The organism is Novosphingobium sp. BL-S-34 (assembly GCF_056857015.1).
Window position 1 is genome coordinate 903,070 of record NZ_CM166472.1, and the last position, 17,377, is coordinate 920,446.

The window sequence follows — 17,377 nt, forward strand, 5'->3', positions numbered from 1 at the left end:
TCCCGTTTCTTGTCTCGTGCGGACTTGGCCGCTGGTCATGAACTCCCGCAATCCCCGGATGGGAACGGCGGGTTCAGGGCGCCATCCAGCTGACGGTATCCTGCTGCGGGTCGGGCGAATCGGCTTTCCATCGCACCGAGCCGAACGGCCGCTCCAGCCGGCGCCGCACCCGGTTGCCCTGGTGGGAGCGGTTGAACGCATCGGCCTGGGTCTGAAGCTCGATATCGGCCTGGGTGAAGCGGTCGCGCAGGCGCAAGTAGTCGCCCCAGGTCGGGCAGTGGTAGCGCTCCGTCCAGAGCGCGGGATCGGCGATGTCCCGCGCAAGCGACCATTCGAAGCCGCCGTTGCGTTTGCGCATCGACTGCATTTTCATCATCACTGCATAGAAGTCCCGCGCGCGTTCGGGATCGACGTCGTAGTCCACCTCGATCACCACTGGCCCGGACCGCAATGTCAGGGCCATGCCCACAGCGGGCTCGTGGCCCAGCGGCACTTCCTCGGTATCGGCCTGGTCGCCGCCGATGGGCATGAGCAGTCCGAGCAGCGCGGTCGCGCCAACGGCGATGCCCGAAGCCACCAGCGCAAAGGCCACGCTCCACCCCGCCGCCACTTCGCCCCAGGCCCAGGCACCCAGCCCGATTCCGGCGGTGATGGCCGAGGAAAACAGCGAGAGCGCCCGCGCCGTCACCCAGCGCGGCGCGGAGAGCTGCACGGTCACGTTGAGCATGGCGACGGTCAGGATATTGCAGGCGCCCACGATCAGGAATGCCGCGCAGGTCACCACGATGTCATGGCTCATGCCGATCGCAACAAGCGCCAGCCCGGTCCCGATGGCGAAGATCCGCACGGCCAACTCGGTCGAGATCGCCTCGCGGATGCGGCTGACGAACAGCGCGCCGGCCACCGCGCCCACGCCTTGCGCGCCGAGCAGCACACCGAACGTGGACGCATCGCCGTGCAGCAGGTCCCGCGCGATCAGCGGCGCCAGGGCAGAGGCCGTCGCCGTGCTCAGGCCGAAGACCAGCACGCGCACCAGCGCCGTGCGGATCGCCGGGGCGTGGAGCGCATAGCGAACGCCGCCGATGATCGCGCGGTCCATCCGCTCGGGCGGCAGCCGCGAAGGTGCATGGCGGCGGCGCCAGAGGAAGAAGGCGAACAGCAGCGGCAGATAGAGCAGCGAGGTCATGCCGAAAACAGCCTTGGCCCCGTAGATCACCACGATCAGGCCGCCGAGGGCCGGTCCGAAGCTGCGCGCGACATTGTAGCTGATCGTCCCCAGAGCCACCGCCGCAGGCAGATGCGCGCGCGACACCTGCTCGGGAATCGACGCTTGCCAGGACGGCGAATAGAGCGCGACCCCTCCCCCGATCAGCGCGCAGAACAACAGCAGCAGCCACGGCGTGATCAGGCCGAGGAATGCCACCACCGCCAGCACCGCCGCGCAGATCGCACTGAACGTCAGGCCCGTCATGGCGATGCGGCGACGGTCGAACATGTCGGCGATGGCGCCCGCAGGCAGCGTCACCAGGACGAGCGGCAACATCATCGCCGATTGCACCAGCGCGACCATGCTCGGCGAATTGCTGAGCCGCGTCATTTCCCAGGCCGCGCCGACGCCCAGGAAGAGCTGTCCGAAATTCGAGAACAGGCTGGCCGTCCAGATCCGCCGGAACGTGGGTTCGCGCAAAGGTGCGAAGGCGCCCCCCGATTGCTCCGCCCGTTCCAATCCCGTCATGCCCGCCCTTTCGCATTTTTCTGTCTGGAGATGATGGCGAGGGTGGCCGCAGCGTCAAGGCGGCTGACCGAACAGGCCCCTTCCTCGCACCCGGCCCCGCCCCCACGATATGCTTGGGCGCAGCGGCAATCGCCAAGGCGATAGGAGCCGTGCCGCCAATTGCAATTCCCCGGCCGGGCCAGCATCACCCCGGACAAAGCGCGCAGGCAAGCCCGATCCGCGCGGATTTTCGAGGAGAGCAGACCGTGACCGACGCCTATATCATCGACGCCGTCCGCACCCCGCGCAGCATCGGCAAGATGGGCAAGGGCGCGCTGTCCGCCATGCACCCGGAACACTTGTCCGCCACGGTGCTGGCTGCGCTGAAGGACCGCAACGGCATCGACACGGCCGATGTGGACGACGTGATCTGGGGCGTTTCGGCGGCCATCGGCCTTCAGGGCGGCGACATCGGCCGCATGGCCGCGCTCGATGCCGGCTACGACATCCGGGCCGGCGGCGTCACGCTCAACCGCTTCTGCGGCTCCAGCCTCACCGCGACCAGCCTCGCCTCCGCAATGATCATGTCGGGCATGTCGGATCTCATGGTGGCCGGCGGGATGGACATGCTCTCCTACGCCAATGCCCATGGCATGAAGTTGCGCGAGGCCGGGCTGGGCAGCGCGGGCATGGGCGCCGGCAATCCGCGGCTTCAGGCCAGGCATCCGCAGACCAACCAGGGCGTCGCCGCCGATGCGATCGCGGCGATGGAAGGCATCGGCCGCGCGGAACTGGAAGCGCTCGGCGTCGAGAGCCAGCGCCGCGCCGCGCAGGCCATCGCAGAGGGCCGGTTCGACAAGTCCACCATCGTGGTCCGCGACGATCAGGGCAATGTCATCCTGGACCATGAGGAATACCCGCGCCCGGACACCACGGCCGAAAGCCTCGCCCAGCTCAAGCCCGCCTTCAAGATGTTCTTCGACATGCCTTCCGTGCCGGGCGGCAAGACTTATGTAGAACTGATCAGGCAGGTCTATCCCGATCTCGACGTCAAGCCGATCCACCATGTGGGCATATCGTCCGGCGTCGTGGACGGCGCCTCGGCGATCCTGCTGGCGTCAAAGGACTATGCCGAGAAGCACGGCCTCAGGCCGCGTGCGCGCATCGTCGCCATGGCCGAGACGGGAGACTGCCCTACCCTCATGCTCAACGGCCCCGTGCCGGCGGCCAACAAGGTGCTGGCAAAAGCCGGGCTGACCAAGGACCAGATCGACGTCTGGGAAGTGAACGAAGCCTTCGCCGTGGTGGTCGAGAAATTCATCCGCGACCTTGACCTGGACCGCGCGAAGGTCAATCCGAATGGAGGTTCGATCGCGCTGGGCCATCCCATCGCCGGGACCGGGGCGATCCTTATCGGCACCGCGCTTGACGAACTGGAGCGCACCGGGGGCCGCTATGGCCTCATCACCATGTGCGCTGCGGGCGGCATGGCGCCGGCGATCGTCATAGAGCGCGTCTGAACGCCGGAACGAAGCAGGAGTATTGAGTGGCAACCGACGCGGAAGAAAAGCTGACCGGCAGACTGGGCGAGGCTTTCAACGACCCCGACATCAGTCCCCGTCGCCAGGTCGGCCTGCGCATGACGGTGATTTCCCGGCTTCAGCGCAGCAATTTCGACCGCAAGGTGGCCGTTCTCAACGTGACCCGCTCGCAATGGGCGATGATCGCGGTGGTTTCGCGCCATCCCGGCTCGACGCAGCGCATCATCGCGGAATACCTGGAAATGTCGGAAGCCTCCGCCGGACGGCTGATCGACCGGCTCTGCGCGGAAGGCCTGCTGGAGCGCCGCGACCGCGCCGACGATCGCCGGGCACGCGCGGTCTACCTGACCGACGAGGCAAAGCCCCTGCTCGACCAGCTGGGAGAGATCGCCAATGAGCGCGAGGAACGCATGTTCCAAGGCTTTTCGGAAAGCGAGATCGAGCAGCTGCGCAGCTACATGAACCGCATCTACGACAATATCAGCCGCGACTGAGCGCCATTTCCTCAGGCCGGACCGATCAATACGGCAGGCACAAAAAAAGGGCGGCTCGCAGGAGCCGCCCTTTTTTCTTGGCTATTGCGCCCGGCTTACTTGGCCGCGGCAATGTCCTTCTTCGACAGCGAGGTGGTCAGCTTGCCGTCGACGGCCGTCAGGCTGGCGGCAGGGACCGTGACGAGGCGGCCGTTCAGGATGACCTGCGGATTGCCGTCTGCGGCAACGCGGTAGATCGGCGCCAGACGGTAGCCATTGGCACCATAGAGCATCTTGCCGGCAGTCAGGTCGAGCGGCGCGGCGGCCTCTTCGGTGACGGCACGAACCGACTGGGTGGTTTCGGCGAAAGCGGCCGGAACGATGCCGAAGGTGGCGACAGCGGCAGCAGCGGCAAGGGCAACGAACTTGTTCATCTCAGGCATCTCCAAAAAATCGAGGTTGGTGTCGAGGTTCTCTCAACTTACTAACCTAGGTTAGGAGTTGTTGAACAGATAGTCAATTGCATTTTCAGCACCGATCAAAACTTTTTTGCAACTGCACACGGCGATCCATCCACCAGCCGGATCATGTTGCAATGCAGCGCAGGAAGGCATCGCACAGGCGGAGGGCGCAGCAATTGGCAGGCTTGATCGTGGGCACGATGAGGCGCGGGTTGCCAGCCCCCACCTTTGCGCTCAAATCGAATGAAGCCTCGGCGGAGGCGGAAATCCGGGCCTCTCGGGCACTCTTCGCCGAAGATTTCATAGCGATAACAGAATTTTCAGCGATGAGCGGGGACAGGCAGACGATGGCAACTAAGGTGATGCAGGGGGTGCGCGTCCTCGAAGTGGCGCAGTTCACATTCACACCGGCCGCCGGAGCGATCCTGGCCGACTGGGGCGCGGACGTCATCAAGATCGAGCATCCCGTGCGCGGCGATACCCAGCGCGGCTTCCTCAACATGGGCGGCGTCCAGCTCGATCCCTTGCGCCATACGCTGTTCGAGCATCCCAATCGCGGCAAGCGCAGCGTCGGCATCGACCTCTCGACCGCGGAAGGCCAGGAACTGCTCTACGAAATGGCGAAGCACTGCGACGTGTTTCTCACCAACTACCTTCCGCAGGTACGCCAGAAGAACCGCTTCGACGTCGAGCACATCCGCGCCGCCAATCCGAACATCATCTATGCGCGCGGCAGTGCCTGGGGCGACAAGGGACCCGAGCGCGAAAAAGGCGGCTTCGACGGCACCGCCTTCTGGTCGCGCAGCGGCATTGCCGATTGCATGACCCCGCCCGAACTGCCCGGTCCGCTCTCCCAGGGGATGCCCGCCTTCGGCGATTCGATCGGCGGCATGTTCATTGCCGGCGGCATCTCCGCCGCACTCTTCCACCGCGAGAAGACCGGCGAGGCCGCGGAACTCGACGTCTCGCTGATGAGCACCGCGGCCTGGGCCTCGGGCGCGAACATCGCGCAGGCCGTCGAGACCGGCGTGATCACCAAGAACGCGATGCCCAGCTCGGGCGGCGGTGCCAAGAATCCCTTCATGGGCAATTTCTGGACGTCCGACAATCGCACCATCAACTTGTGCATGGTCAGCCCGACCGGGCTCATTCGCGACACCTTCGAACATGTCGGCCGGCCCGAATCCGCGGACGATCCGCGCTTCCAGGATGTGCTCAGCCTGATCGAGCACTCCAAGGCCGCCAGCGACATCCTGGTCGCCGCTTTCGCCGAGAAGCCCTTCGCCTATTGGCGGGAGCATCTGAAGACGCTGAAGGGCCAGTGGGCGCCGATCCTCAACTTGCTCGAACTGGCCAGCGACGAGCAGGCGCTCGCCAACGACATGCTGATCGAGGTCGAGGGCGCCGACGGCGGAGAGCCGCTGAAACTGGTGCGCGGCCCGGTCCAGTTCAATGGCGAGGCGCTGGAAACCACGCGCTCGCCCCAGGCCTCGGAACATACCGAAATCGTGCTCATGGAAATGGGCGTGGACTGGGACCGGATCGAGGATCTCAAGTCCAAGGGCGCGATCGCCTGATCCCGCTCCCGACAATTCGACTGCAAGGAACCTAGAAGATGAAGCCTGGAACCCGTCTCAAGAGCGCTGCCTGCGACACCGAAGTCATGGTGATCCGCGCTGCCGACGGCACGATCGAATGCGGCGGCGCACCGATGGACGAAGCCAAGTCCGCCGATGCCGCCCCGCTGGCGGCCGACTTCTCGGCCGGCACGCTCATGGGGAAACGCTACGTCGATGCGGACGGCAAGTACGAACTGCTTTGCGTGAAGCCCGGAAAGGGTTCGCTCTCGGTCGACGGCGTGGCGCTGGTGGTCAAGGACGCCAAGCCGCTTCCCGCCTCCGACTGATCCCGGCATTCTCCCGCAAGCGCTGCAAGGCCCCGCTCACCGATGAACATCGCCCTCCTCCTCGAAATGGCGGCAGAAGCCGCGCCCGACCGCGTCGGCCTCGTCTGCGAGGGCAAGCGGTGGACTTACGGCGACCTGCTGGCCGCAGCACGGGGCGCCTTCGAACTGATCCGGCAAAGCGATGCTCAATATGTCGCGCTGCTCGATGAAAGCAGCGAGGCGGCGGTGATCGCCGTGTTCGGCGCCGCGCTGGCGGGCGTGCCCTATTGCCCGCTCAACTACCGCCTGCCCGATGCCGATCTTGCCGCCCTGCTCGGCCGCATAGCCCCGGCGCTGGTGATCGGGGACGAGGAGCGCATCACCCGCCTTGCCGCGGACCAGGGCCATACGGTGCTTTCCAGAGAAGAGTTCTCACTGAAGGCTCAGGAAACCGTCCCAGCCGAGGATGCGCGCGAATACGATCCCGGCGAAGGGGTGGCGATCCAGCTCTTCACCAGCGGCACCACCGCAGCGCCGAAAGCGGCGATCCTGCGCCATTCCAACTTGCTGGGGTACATCTTCGGCACCGTGGAATTCGGCACCGCCGATGCCGGCGATGCCGCGCTCGTGGTCGTGCCGCCTTATCACATCGCCGGCATTTCAGCCCTGCTCTCCTCGATCTATTCGCTGCGCCGGATCGTCATGCTTCCCGCCTTCTCGCCCGAAGGCTGGCTCTCGCTCGTCGCGGACGAACAGGTGTCCAACGCCTTCGTCGTCCCGACCATGCTCGCGCGCATCATCGAAGCGATGGAGCAGGCCGGCGCGGCAGGCATATCCAGCCTCCGCGCGATCGCCTATGGTGGCGGCAAGATGCCACTCGAAGTGATCCGCAAGGCCCTGGAGCTGTTCCCCGAAGCGGGCTTCACCAATGCCTACGGCCTCACCGAAACCAGTTCCACCGTCGCCCTGCTCGGCCCGGACGATCACCGCGAGGCGCTCGCCTCCCAGGACCCCGCGATCCGCGCGCGCCTGACCTCGCTCGGCAAGCCGATCCCCACGGTGGAGATCGAGATTCGCGGCGAAGACGGCGAGACCCTCGGCCCCGGCCAGCCCGGCGAAATCTATGTCCGCGGCGAACAGGTCTCGGGAGAATACAAGGAAAAGAGCGCGCTCGACGCGCAAGGCTGGTTCCCCACCCGCGATGCCGGCTACATGGACGAACACGGCTACCTCTTCCTGTCCGGCCGCGCCGACGACGTGATCGTGCGCGGCGGCGAGAACATGTCCCCCGGCGAGATCGAGGACGTGCTGCTGACCCATCCTGCCGTGGCCGATGCCTGCGCCTGCGCGATTCCCTCGGTGGAATGGGGCGAAGCCGTGGGCGTCGCCATCGTGCTGCGTGACGGACACGACATGCCTGCCGAGCCGGATCTCAAGGACCTTGTTCGCGCACGGCTGCGCTCCTCGCGCGTGCCCGAGAAAATCGTGTTCTTGTCGGAGCTTCCATACAACGAAATGGGCAAGCTCCTGCGCCGCAAGGTCAAGGATGTCCTTGCCGGCTGACGCACAGGCCAAGGGGCCCGCAATCCCGCTGGCGCGCTGGGCCGACCGGCAACTGGCGGCGCTCGCGCGCGACCATGGCCTGCCCCGCCTCCACGGCGCCGCCCTGCTTGGCGAACGCGGCGCCCATGGCGGCTATCGCATCGGCGGCCGCATTTCCGCGGGGCTTGGTGGCAGCCGCCTCCTGCCGACCCGCGACGGCCGCTGGTTCGCACTCACCTTGATCCGCGATGTCGACCGCGAACTCCTGCCCGCCCTGTTCCAGGACGAGGCGTTGGCGGTCTTCGATCATGCCGCCATCGCCGCAGCCGCCCTCCGGCATGACTGCGCCGATCTGCTGGAGCGCGGGCGCATGCTGGGATTGCCCGTGGCGAGCGCCGACGAGGAACCGGTATCCGCTCCGGTCGAAATCCTGGAACGCGGAGACAAGCGCAGGCGCACCGCTGGACATCGTCCGCTGGTGGTGGATCTCTCGGCCATCTGGGCCGGCCCGCTGGCGGGTCACTTGCTATGGCAAGCCGGCATGGAAGTCGTAAAAGTGGAAAGCCTTACGCGTCCGGACCTGATCCGACGCGACGATCCCGCCACGTTTGACCGCATCAACCAGGGCAAGGCGAGCCTGCTCGTCGATTTCGCCAGCGCCGAACAGAAAGCGCGTCTGATCGGCCTTATTCGCAGCGCCGACGTGGTCATCGAAAGCTCGCGCCCCAGGGCGCTGCGCCATCTCGGCATCGATGCCGACGCGCTTGTGCGCGAGGTTCCGGGGCTGGTCTGGCTGACCGTGACCGGCCACGGCGCGCGCGGGGAGCCGGCCAACTGGGTCGGGATCGGCAACGATTGCGGCGTGGCCGGGGGCATGTCCCGCGCCCTTGCCGAAGTCACCGGCGAAATCGGATATGTGGGCGATGCCATCGCCGATCCGCTGACCGGCATCGTCGGCGCGCGCGAAGTGCTTCGCGCGTTGCAGCAAGGGTGTGCCAGGCGGATCGGCCTGTCGATGAGCGCGATCGTCGCCATGGCGCTGGCCGAGGAACGCGCCTTCGACCGCGCCGCGCTCGACTGCGAACTTCGCAGTTGGGGCCAGGCAGTCGGCCATCCCTTTCCCGCTCTTGCCCCGCGGGTTCCGAGCGCGCCCATCCGTCCGCTCGGCGCCGATACCGAACGTTACCTTGCCGCGACGCTCGCATGCTGATCCGCGATGCCGAGATCCACGGCCAGGGCACGGCCGACTTGCGCCTGGAAGGACGGCTCGTCACAGCCATCGGCACGCTCCAGCCCCGCGCGGGAGAGCCAGTCATCCTGGCTCGCGGTGGCGCCTTGCTACCGGGCCTTCACGACCATCATCTCCATCTTGCCGCGCTGGCGGTGCGCGAGGCCTCGGTCTTTTGCGGGCCGCCGCAAGTGTCCCACCGCGACGCGCTGATCGGCGCGCTATCCCAGCCTGGCGAGGGTTGGCTGCGCGCCACAGGTTTCTGCGAAAGCATTCTGGGCGGCACGCTGCCCGATGCCCGCATGCTCGACACGATCGTCCCCTCGCGGCCGCTGCGCATGCAGCACAGGACGGGCCGCATGTGGTTTCTCAACAGCTTGGCGCTTGCCGAACTCCTCGACCGGGGCCCCGCCCCGCCCGGCCTGGAGCGCGAGAACGGGCACTTCACCGGCAGGCTGTTCGACGAGGACCGCTGGCTGCAGCAAACCCTGGGCAGCACACCACCGGACTTTGCCGCGACCAGCAGCCGCCTGGCGGCCTCGGGCATAACCGGCATCACCGATCTGTCACCGCGCAACGATCCGGCAATGGCCCGCCATTTTGCTGCGCAGCGCGCGGTCGGCGCTTTGAAACAGTCGGTGGTTCTGGGCGGCGCCCTGTCGCTCGCGTCCGCGCAGCAGCAGGACGGCTGGCGCCTCGGCCCCGCCAAACTCCACTTGCACGAAAGCGCCTTGCCGGATTTCGAGGAGGCGAGCGCCTGGATCACCCAGGCGCACGACCAGGGCCGCGGCGTGGCGGTCCACTGCGTCACCGAAGTGGAGCTGGTCTTCACCCTCGCCCTGCTGGAGGCCGCGGGAAGCCTGGACGGTGACCGGATCGAACATGCCTCGGTCGTTTCGCCCGAACTGGCGGCGCGCCTCGCCAACCTGAACCTCAAGGCCTGCGTGCAACCGCAGTTCGTTGCTGGGCATGGCGACCGCTATCTTGCCGAAGTCGAAACCCGGCATCATCCCGACCTGTACCGTCTGCGCAGTCTGCAGGACGCCGGGATCTGCCTCGCCGGAGGAAGCGACGCGCCTTATGGCAGCACGGACCCCTGGGCCGGCATGCGCGCTGCGGTCCAGCGCCGCACCGCCGCGGGCGTCCCGTTTACGCCGGAAGAGGCCCTGACGCCCGAGCAGGCGCTGGCACTCTATCTTTCCGATCCGCTCGACCTCTCACGCCAGCGCCGCATCGCCGTGGGCGAACAAGCCGACTTGTGCCTGCTCGACCGAACCTGGCAGGAAGCGCGCGGCCGTCTGGACAGCGGGGATGTACGCATGACGATCGCGTCAGGTCGGGTCGTCCACCAGCGCATCGACCAGACCCCAGGCCAACGCCTCGCGAGCGCCGAGCCGGCGGCCGCTTAACACCATCAACAACGTGCGCTGCCGGCCGATCCGCCGGCTGAGCGACAGGCAGCCCCCGGCCCCGGGCAATATGCCCATCGCCAGTTCGGGCAACTGGAACCACGCGCGGCGGCTCGCCGTGATCCGCGCCGCGCAAGCCGCCAGTTCGAGCCCGGCGCCGATGCAGGCCCCGTCGATGTGCACTTCCATGCGGTCCGCGCACATCAGCGCCTCGCGTGCGGGGAGCGTGACACAGCGGATCGCATGGGCCGTGGCCGGATCGGTCGTGGTGCCGAACTCCGAAAGGTCCGCGCCCAGGCCGAAGCTGCGACCCTCCGCCCGCAGGCGGACCCGCTCGATGGTCCGGTCGGCATTGGCCAGCGCGAAGGCCTCATGAAGCGCGTCGCGCATGGTCCGATCGATGGCGTTGCCCGCTTCCGGCCGATCCAGCGTGACGGTCAGGATGTCCCTTTCGCGCGCAAGCGTTACCCGCCCTTCGCGAAGCGCGGCGTGCTCCGGGCGCCGCGCGGCGATCCAGCGCCGATGCGCGTCGCTGCCCTGCAGCACCGCATAGGCCAGCGACTCGGCGACGAGTGCTTCCTCATCGGGTAAATGATCCAGAATGCGCAGCAACTGCGTCACAACCGCCGCCGCGCTTGGCTGGTCACGCACCGCCGCCAACAAGGCCTCGGGCGTGAAGCGCGGTTCGAGGCAGGCGTCGAGTCGCGCTGCCAGCGGATGATCGCAAGGACCAAGGCCGATCACCGGATAAGGCCGCAGCCGAAATCCGGGGGCGTCCCGGGCCTCTTTTCCCAGATCGACGAAGGCCATCGGCCAATCCGGGTAGCTACCGGGGGCGGCCAGATCCTGCAGGGAGAGAGTCACATCGTCTGGAGTCACCGCAGTGCATTACCTTTCCGGTCAATTGCCTGTGCCGCTTGAAACATGCCCATCCCTCTTCGCCAAGGCCAGCCCGCCGCAGCAAACTTGCGCTCCAACGCATTGTTTCGGCCATAAAATGGCAGAAATCCGCCAGTTCCTTGGCACTACCTCCATTTCGACATCATCGCATGCGCGAAGCCTATTGAAGCAGCATCGCCATGATGCTAACCCGGTTTAGCAAAAAACGAGTCAGGCTCAGTTTTTATAGAGACCGACTCGAGGAGAGAAGTGAGTTTCCATCACCACCCGGAGGGAGGAGAGACCTCATGCCTGGAAAGACGACCTCATCGAACAAGGCGAAGATTGCTCGCCGCGTCATCGAAGTGCTCGAATATTTCGACGATTCCCACCGCGAAGCGACCGTCATGGACATCGTGCGCCGCTACAATCGGCCACAGTCGAGCACGTCGGAACTGCTTTCGAGCCTCGTGGAACTCGGTCTGCTTCACAAGGATCCCTATTCCCGCGCCTATAGCCTCACGCCCCGCGCCGCGTTGATCGGCACTTCGGGCCAGCCCGAACTGGTCCGCGACGGCCGGATCGTCCGCCTGATGGACCGCCTGGTCGCCCAGACCGGCCTTTCGGTCGCGCTCACCTCGATGGTCGGGCTGGACGTGCAGATCGTGAACTGGCGCCATGGTCCGCGTGCCCTTGCCGCAACGCGCGAACTGGCCGGCGGGATCAAGGAACCCCTTGCCCAGAACGGAGCCGGCTGGCTCATGCTGTCCACCATCGCACGCCAGCGCTGCGAGGGCATGGTCCGCCGTCTCAATGCCGAAGCCGACGAGCAGGGCAAGTTCCAGTTCGCCGACATGATGAACCGCATCGATACCTGCCGCGACCCGCGCCATGTGTTCGGCCCGGCCGGTTTCGGCAGCGGCGCAGAGGCCCTTTCCGGTCTCGTCCCGCGCCAGCCCGAGGGTCACCCGCTGGTCATCAGCCTGATCTACGGCAAGGACGACAAGGTCAATCCCGAGGCGCTGCTGCACTCGCTGGGTGACGCGATGCGCAAGTGCCTGCCCGATCCCACGCCGATGCCCGAGCCGGAACTGCTCTCGCACGCGGCTTGAAGACCGCCTGACCGGGGGCGAAAACCGCCGCCGGAACCGGCAACGGAAAAAAGGCCTCGCGGCATGACCGCGAGGCCTTTTCCTTTGGAGCGTTTACTTCTGGCCGGCCTGGATCTCGTCCAGCATGGTGCGGGCGATCTTGAGGAAGTTCGCCGTATCCGTCTGAGCAGACGGGATCGCCTGCCGGAAGGTCGCGAAACCGTGGACCAGCCCGCGGCCTTCATAGAAAGCCGTCGGCACGCCCGCCTCGACGAGCTTCGCGGCATAAGCGCGGCCCTGATCGCGCAGCGGATCGAGCCCCGCGGTGACCAGAACCGTGGGCGGCAGGCCGGCCAGGCTGCCCAGGATCGGTGAACTGCGCGGGCTCTTGGGATCGGCGGCATAGTGCTTCTGGAACAGCGCGGTCATGCTGTCGTCCAGGCCGTAGCCCTTGGCGAACTGTTGTGCCGAAGGATAGCTGCGGGTAAAATCGGCGGCAGGATAGATCGGCACTTGCAGGATCACCGGCACGGCCGCCGGCTTGTCGCGCAGGGCCGCCGCGGCGATCAGGGTGAGATTGCCGCCGGCGCTATCGCCGCTGAGAACCAGTCCCGTGACATCGCGGCCCAGTGCCTTGCCGTTCGCGGCCACCCAGCGTGCGGCAGCCTCTCCGTCATCGGGAGCGGCGGGCCAGGGATGCTCCGGCGCCAGGCGATATTCGACCGAGACCACCGGCAAGTCGAGCTGGCGCGAGATTTCGGCGGCCAGCGCAGCATGGGTATCGATGCTGCCGAGCACGTAGCCACCGCCGTGATAGAACACCACCATCGGTCCCGGTCCGCGCTCTGCCCGCGTATCGAACAGGCGCAGGGGGATCGATCCGCCCGGCCCCGGCATGGTCAGGTCCTTCATCACCGCGAGATCGCCGACGGGAAGGTCGCGGGACGGCATGGCCGACGGCGGCAGCTTGCGGATCTGCGCGATCACTTCGGCCGTCAGCGGCGGCATCGGATGCGCGTTCGACGCCTTGAGATAGGCCGCCACGTCCGGCCGCACATAGGGCGAACCCGTGGCTCCTGACGCCGGTGCGGGCGCCGAGACCGCAGCCGCTTCCTTCGCGGCAAGGCCAAAGGGCGCGAAAGCGACGGCCAGCGCCGTCATTCCCAGCCCGAAATGTGCGAGAGTCGAAGTTCTTTTCTTCGTACCGATCACGAATTGCATCCAATCCTCCCTGTTAGAGAGGCCCGTTGTATGGCTGCAATTCACGCTTGGCGAGCGAGAGAGACCTCCCGCCCGCCTCGCAGGCTCAATAAACGCCACCCTGTTGTTCGGCGAAGTCCTGCTGCTCGCCGGAACTGGCGGTGATCGCGGCCTGGCGGGCTTCGCGCACGCCGCGAATCTCGGCGACAAGCGCATCGCGGCGGCGCGCGAATTCGTCTTCAGGCGAATACTGGCGCGGCTCGGTATCGGGCTTGAAGGCTTCCCAGATCACGGCCGCCTTCGGGTCGTTGCCAGGCTCGACGCCCATGACCTGCTTGCCGCTGACGCGATCGATGCGGACCATGCGAATCCCCGCAGGCGCGACGAACGGCTGCGTGCCCCAGCGCTCGCGCGTGGCCTGGACCACCTGCTTGAAGATCGGCGCGGAAATACGGCCGCCTTGCGCATAGCCACCGAGCGAGCGCGGCGTATCGTACCCGAGGTAGACGCCGCCGACATAGTCCTGCGTGCCGCCGACGAACCAGACGTCGGTCGGGCCGTTGGTGGTGCCGGTCTTGCCGAACATCGGCATGCCAAGGTCGCGCAGGACCACGGCTGTGCCGCGGGTCACCACGCCTTCGAGCATGTGGACCACCTGATAGGCAGTGCCGGAATCGATCACCTGCTTGCCCCGGCGCACGACGCGCGGCATCGGCTTGCCGTCCCATTCGGGCATGTTGCAGGTATCGCACCGGCGGTTGTCCGGCTTCCAGATCACCTTGCCATTGCGGTCCTGCACGTAATCGATCGGCGAGGACGCGAACTGCACGCCGTTGTTCGCCAGGGCGGAGTAGGCGTTGACCATGCGCGAAACCGTGGTTTCGCCCGCGCCGAGCGCGAAGGATAAGTAGGGCTTGTAGTCCCCGATGCCGACGGTCTTGAAGGTCTTCACCACGCGCTTCATGCCGGTGTCGTTGGCGATGCGGATGGTCATCAGGTTGCGGGACTGTTCCAGGCCCCAACGCATGGTGTGGCTGCCGGAACCGCCTTCGCCGCCGAAGTTGCGGAAGCATTTGTTGCCCAGCGCCCCGCCCTGGTAGACGCAGAACGTGCCGTCGAGCACCTGGGTCGCCGGCGTCATGCCGTATTGCAGGCCGGTGGCGTAGACGAAAGGCTTGATGGTGGAGCCAGGCTGACGTTCGGCCTGCACGGCGCGGTTGAAGGAATCGAGCCCGGAATCGAATCCGCCCTGCATCGCCATGATGCGGCCGGTGCCCGGCTGCTCGATCACCATGCCGCCCGAAACCTCGGGAATGGTGCGAACTGCGTACGTATCCGAGGAAACCGGCGCCGCGGCGACGAGGTCACCCACTTTGGCGAGGTCCGAGATATTGGTGAGCGTCGATATATTGCCGTCGGAGAACCCGATCCGGCCGGTCGAGCCGCTGCGATCGACGATCACCCCGACACGCCAGTCCTTGTAATCGATCGTCTTGTTGGAAACGATCAGCTGGGACTGCCAGGTGCTCATGTCGTCGATATGCGCGATCGGATGGGCCCAGGCCCGCCCGCCCTGATAGCGTAGCAGACCCGCGCGCAGGGCATCGCGCACGGCGCCCTGCATCTGCGCATCGAGCGAAGTGCGCACCCAGAGGCCGCCGGCATAGACGCTGTTCGGCCCGTCCTCGGCCTTTTCGCCGTACTGGTCGATCAGGCGGCGGCGCACTTCCTCGATGAAGTAGCCGTTGCCGGAGGGATAAGTCTCGACGCGGCGGGCGATCAGGCCGAGCGGCTGGGCCTTGGCGGCGTCGGCATCGGCGCGCGTCGCCCAGCCGTTGGTCACCATCTGATCGAGCACCCAGTTGCGGCGCTCGACCGCCATGTCCTCGTACTGCTTGCGGCCGTAACGCTCCGGCGCCTTGGGCAGGATCGCCAGGAACGCGGCTTCGTGGAGCTGGAGCTGGTCGACATCCTTGCCGAAATAGGCCCGGGCAGCAGCCTGGACGCCGAAGCTCTGGCGGCCCAGCGGAATCTCGTTGAGGTAGAGTTCCAGAATCTGCGGCTTGTTCAGCACGCTCTCGATACGGCGGGCGACCACCATTTCCTTGAGCTTGCGCGTGACCGAGTATTCGTCGCCGATCAGGATGTTCTTGGCCACCTGCTGGGTGATCGTCGAACCGCCGCGCGCGCGGCCCCCGGTGCCGAGCTTGGAGGCATAGTCCACGACCGCGCCGGCAAGCCCGGTGACATCGACGCCGCCGTGGGTCCAGAACGTCTTGTCCTCGGCCGAGAGGAAAGCGTCGACCAGCGGCCTCGGGAAATCGACGTAGCGCAGCTGGACGCGGCGCTCGCGAGCATAACTGTAGACGATCTGGCCATCGACGCCGCGCACCATGGTGGGCAAAGGCGGCTGATATTCCAGCAGCTTGCTGGCGTCGGGAAGATCGTGGGTGAAGGCGATCCAGAGCCCGCCGAGCGCGACGAGGCCGGTTCCCGCGGCATAAGTGAAGCGGCGCAGCCACTTGCGTTCGCGCCAGGCGCCCCCAAATGCAGCGAAGGGTCGGCCGAAACGACGGCCGGCACCACGGCTGATGCGATAGTGGGCGTCCTCGGGCGGCTGCTCGGAGCCGTTGTCGATGATCTCGTCGGTCATTTCGACTGCCTCTAGAGCATTTTCAGGTCAGGTGGAAACACCTGAGGACCCGGAAAAATGCCGCAACAAAGATGGATCGGAAACTGCTACGCCCCGGTTCAGCGGCTCGGGCTCTAGCACGGGCTTTTTGCGCAAGGCCAGATGCGGCGTGCTCTTTTCGTCGCAGCGACCGTTCTGCTCGAACCGCTCCTGCGCGCAGAAGAGACGGTCAGACGCCGACTTTCCGGGCGAAATAGGCGCGGATGGCCTTGGCCGCGGCATCCGCCAGAGCCTGCTGCCCCGCGCGGGATGTCAGCAGCTGAGCGTCCGCCTCATTGTTGATATAGCCGGTCTCGAACAGGATCGAGGGGATATCCGGCGCCTTGAGCACGGCCAGCGCCGCGGTCTGCACCTGGTCCCGGTGGAGGCCGAGGTTGGCGCCGCGCATCTCGCGCAGCACGAGTTCGCCGACTTGCGTGGAGCCGGCCTGGGTGCCCCGCTGCGACAGATCGAGCAGGATCGCGCCCACCGTCTGGCTGGTCTGCGCCAGGGCGACGCCATTGACCCGCCCCGCCGCGTTTTCCCGCGCGGCGAAGCGCTCGGCAGCCTCGCTGGAGCCCTTTTCGGACAGGACATAGACGCTGGCCCCGCGCGCGGCGTCGCTGTCCGCGCTATCGGCATGGATCGACACGAAAAGGTCGGCGCCAAGCCGCCGCGCCATGTCCGGCCGGTCCGGCAATGCGATGAAGCGATCGGCATCGCGGGTCAGCGCCACGCGAATGCCGCCGTCCTCCAGCAGCCGGTTGCGCAGCGCCAGGGCGATCCTGAGTGCGACCGTCTTTTCCTTGGCATCGCCCTGCCCGGCGCCGGGATCGAAACCGCCGTGACCCGCGTCGATCACCACCAGCGGCCGGCTGGCATCGCCGGGCCCGTCGATCCGCGGCAGGTCCACCGGCATGCCCACCTCGGGCAGGTCGAAGCGCACGACATAGTCGAGATCACGCTGCGAGGGGAAGAAACGCGGCCAGAGCACCCACAATGCGATCGCCAGCGCCAGGGGCGCGGAAAGGATCATGACGAGCTGCGTGCTGCGCGACATCCCGTTTGACTAGGATCGCCCAACGCTCGCCGCAATCCCGCCGAACAGCGCTTTTCCCCCGATTTCACGCGCCTGGCGGCAATCCGCACGGCGATAACGCTCACTGTTCGGCAATGAACTTGCCGTGCAGTGTCTTGAATGCTAGGCCGTTTCGACCCGGGCCCAAGAAGCTTCGGCCTTCGAAATCCGGACAGACACCACTAGGATGGTGCCGGACAGGGCC

Annotated in this window: 14 protein-coding genes; 8 read left to right on the forward strand and 6 right to left on the reverse strand. The window is 66.5% G+C overall.

Going from position 1 to position 17,377, the window contains the following annotated elements:
- Positions 1–73: 73 nt before the first annotated feature.
- Positions 74–1,735 (reverse strand): MFS transporter, encoded by a 1,662-nt coding sequence (locus AC1VV3_RS04230; protein ID WP_431566888.1) that lies wholly within the window; start codon positions 1,733–1,735, stop codon positions 74–76.
- A 245-nt stretch (positions 1,736–1,980) separates the two neighbouring features.
- Here AC1VV3_RS04230 and AC1VV3_RS04235 point away from each other — a divergent pair, with 245 nt between their 5' ends.
- Together AC1VV3_RS04235 and AC1VV3_RS04240 are read left to right on the forward strand one after the other, a co-directional pair.
- On the forward strand, positions 1,981–3,234 hold the full coding sequence (locus AC1VV3_RS04235) for an acetyl-CoA C-acetyltransferase (RefSeq protein WP_482961965.1): 1,254 nt from the start codon (positions 1,981–1,983) through the stop codon (positions 3,232–3,234).
- Between the two features lie 26 nt (positions 3,235–3,260).
- The gene (locus AC1VV3_RS04240) at positions 3,261–3,749 is read left to right on the forward strand and encodes a MarR family winged helix-turn-helix transcriptional regulator (RefSeq protein WP_132263308.1); all 489 of its coding nucleotides are present in this window, start codon (positions 3,261–3,263) and stop codon (positions 3,747–3,749) included.
- A gap of 95 nt (positions 3,750–3,844) precedes the next feature.
- On the opposite strand, the gene AC1VV3_RS04245 is transcribed toward AC1VV3_RS04240, so the two are convergent.
- Positions 3,845–4,162 carry a hypothetical protein gene (locus AC1VV3_RS04245; RefSeq protein WP_132263310.1) on the reverse strand — a complete coding sequence of 106 codons (318 nt, stop codon included), beginning with the start codon at positions 4,160–4,162 and terminating at the stop codon, positions 3,845–3,847.
- 374 nt (positions 4,163–4,536) lie between these two features.
- Between AC1VV3_RS04245 and AC1VV3_RS04250 the strand changes: the two genes are divergently transcribed.
- From AC1VV3_RS04250 to AC1VV3_RS04270, 5 genes are read left to right on the forward strand one after another with little or no spacing between them, the layout of a single operon-like run.
- Complete coding sequence (locus AC1VV3_RS04250; RefSeq protein ID WP_431566890.1) at positions 4,537–5,766, forward strand: CaiB/BaiF CoA transferase family protein; 1,230 nt, start codon at positions 4,537–4,539, stop codon at positions 5,764–5,766.
- Between the two features lie 38 nt (positions 5,767–5,804).
- The gene (locus AC1VV3_RS04255) at positions 5,805–6,095 is read left to right on the forward strand and encodes a hypothetical protein (RefSeq protein ID WP_431566891.1); all 291 of its coding nucleotides are present in this window, start codon (positions 5,805–5,807) and stop codon (positions 6,093–6,095) included.
- Positions 6,096–6,137: 42 nt separating this feature from the next.
- A complete protein-coding gene (locus AC1VV3_RS04260; RefSeq protein ID WP_431566892.1) occupies positions 6,138–7,637 on the forward strand; it encodes a class I adenylate-forming enzyme family protein in 1,500 nt (499 codons plus the stop codon).
- Positions 7,621–8,826, forward strand: coding sequence for a CoA transferase (locus AC1VV3_RS04265; protein ID WP_431566893.1), 1,206 nt, complete (start codon positions 7,621–7,623; stop codon positions 8,824–8,826). The genes AC1VV3_RS04260 and AC1VV3_RS04265 overlap by 17 nt, the downstream gene beginning before the upstream one ends.
- Positions 8,820–10,253: an amidohydrolase family protein gene (locus AC1VV3_RS04270; protein WP_431566894.1), complete on the forward strand. Its 1,434-nt coding sequence runs from the start codon at positions 8,820–8,822 to the stop codon at positions 10,251–10,253. Before AC1VV3_RS04265 ends, AC1VV3_RS04270 begins: the two co-directional genes overlap by 7 nt.
- Here the strand turns inward: AC1VV3_RS04270 and AC1VV3_RS04275 are convergent.
- Positions 10,176–11,063, reverse strand: coding sequence for an enoyl-CoA hydratase/isomerase family protein (locus tag AC1VV3_RS04275; protein ID WP_431566895.1), 888 nt, complete (start codon positions 11,061–11,063; stop codon positions 10,176–10,178). The two genes, AC1VV3_RS04270 and AC1VV3_RS04275, sit on opposite strands and share 78 nt — an antisense overlap.
- Before the next feature lie 377 nt (positions 11,064–11,440).
- Between AC1VV3_RS04275 and AC1VV3_RS04280 the strand changes: the two genes are divergently transcribed.
- On the forward strand, positions 11,441–12,244 hold the full coding sequence (locus AC1VV3_RS04280) for a helix-turn-helix domain-containing protein (protein ID WP_132263324.1): 804 nt from the start codon (positions 11,441–11,443) through the stop codon (positions 12,242–12,244).
- Positions 12,245–12,337: 93 nt separating this feature from the next.
- Here AC1VV3_RS04280 and AC1VV3_RS04285 read toward each other — a convergent pair whose 3' ends face one another.
- The 3 genes from AC1VV3_RS04285 to AC1VV3_RS04295 form a co-directional block, all read right to left on the reverse strand.
- A complete protein-coding gene (locus tag AC1VV3_RS04285; protein WP_431566896.1) occupies positions 12,338–13,384 on the reverse strand; it encodes an alpha/beta hydrolase in 1,047 nt (348 codons plus the stop codon).
- Between the two features lie 145 nt (positions 13,385–13,529).
- A complete protein-coding gene (locus AC1VV3_RS04290; RefSeq protein WP_431566897.1) occupies positions 13,530–16,076 on the reverse strand; it encodes a penicillin-binding protein 1A in 2,547 nt (848 codons plus the stop codon).
- A gap of 208 nt (positions 16,077–16,284) precedes the next feature.
- Positions 16,285–17,154: an N-acetylmuramoyl-L-alanine amidase family protein gene (locus tag AC1VV3_RS04295; protein WP_431566898.1), complete on the reverse strand. Its 870-nt coding sequence runs from the start codon at positions 17,152–17,154 to the stop codon at positions 16,285–16,287.
- Between the last annotated feature and the right edge of the window lie 223 nt (positions 17,155–17,377).

Bases quoted from the DNA above. Each gene is read 5' to 3' on its own strand.
- AC1VV3_RS04230 (WP_431566888.1), bottom strand. From the start codon at position 1,735: ATGACGGGATTGGAACGGGCGGAGCAATCGGGGGGCGCCTTCGCACCT.
- AC1VV3_RS04245 (WP_132263310.1), bottom strand. From the start codon at position 4,162: ATGAACAAGTTCGTTGCCCTTGCCGCTGCTGCCGCTGTCGCCACCTTC.
- AC1VV3_RS04250 (WP_431566890.1), top strand. From the start codon at position 4,537: ATGGCAACTAAGGTGATGCAGGGGGTGCGCGTCCTCGAAGTGGCGCAG.
- AC1VV3_RS04255 (WP_431566891.1), top strand. From the start codon at position 5,805: ATGAAGCCTGGAACCCGTCTCAAGAGCGCTGCCTGCGACACCGAAGTC.
- AC1VV3_RS04260 (WP_431566892.1), top strand. From the start codon at position 6,138: ATGAACATCGCCCTCCTCCTCGAAATGGCGGCAGAAGCCGCGCCCGAC.
- AC1VV3_RS04265 (WP_431566893.1), top strand. From the start codon at position 7,621: ATGTCCTTGCCGGCTGACGCACAGGCCAAGGGGCCCGCAATCCCGCTG.
- AC1VV3_RS04270 (WP_431566894.1), top strand. From the start codon at position 8,820: ATGCTGATCCGCGATGCCGAGATCCACGGCCAGGGCACGGCCGACTTG.
- AC1VV3_RS04275 (WP_431566895.1), bottom strand. From the start codon at position 11,063: ATGGCCTTCGTCGATCTGGGAAAAGAGGCCCGGGACGCCCCCGGATTT.
- AC1VV3_RS04280 (WP_132263324.1), top strand. From the start codon at position 11,441: ATGCCTGGAAAGACGACCTCATCGAACAAGGCGAAGATTGCTCGCCGC.
- AC1VV3_RS04285 (WP_431566896.1), bottom strand. From the start codon at position 13,384: ATGACGGCGCTGGCCGTCGCTTTCGCGCCCTTTGGCCTTGCCGCGAAG.
- AC1VV3_RS04290 (WP_431566897.1), bottom strand. From the start codon at position 16,076: ATGACCGACGAGATCATCGACAACGGCTCCGAGCAGCCGCCCGAGGAC.
- AC1VV3_RS04295 (WP_431566898.1), bottom strand. From the start codon at position 17,154: ATGTCGCGCAGCACGCAGCTCGTCATGATCCTTTCCGCGCCCCTGGCG.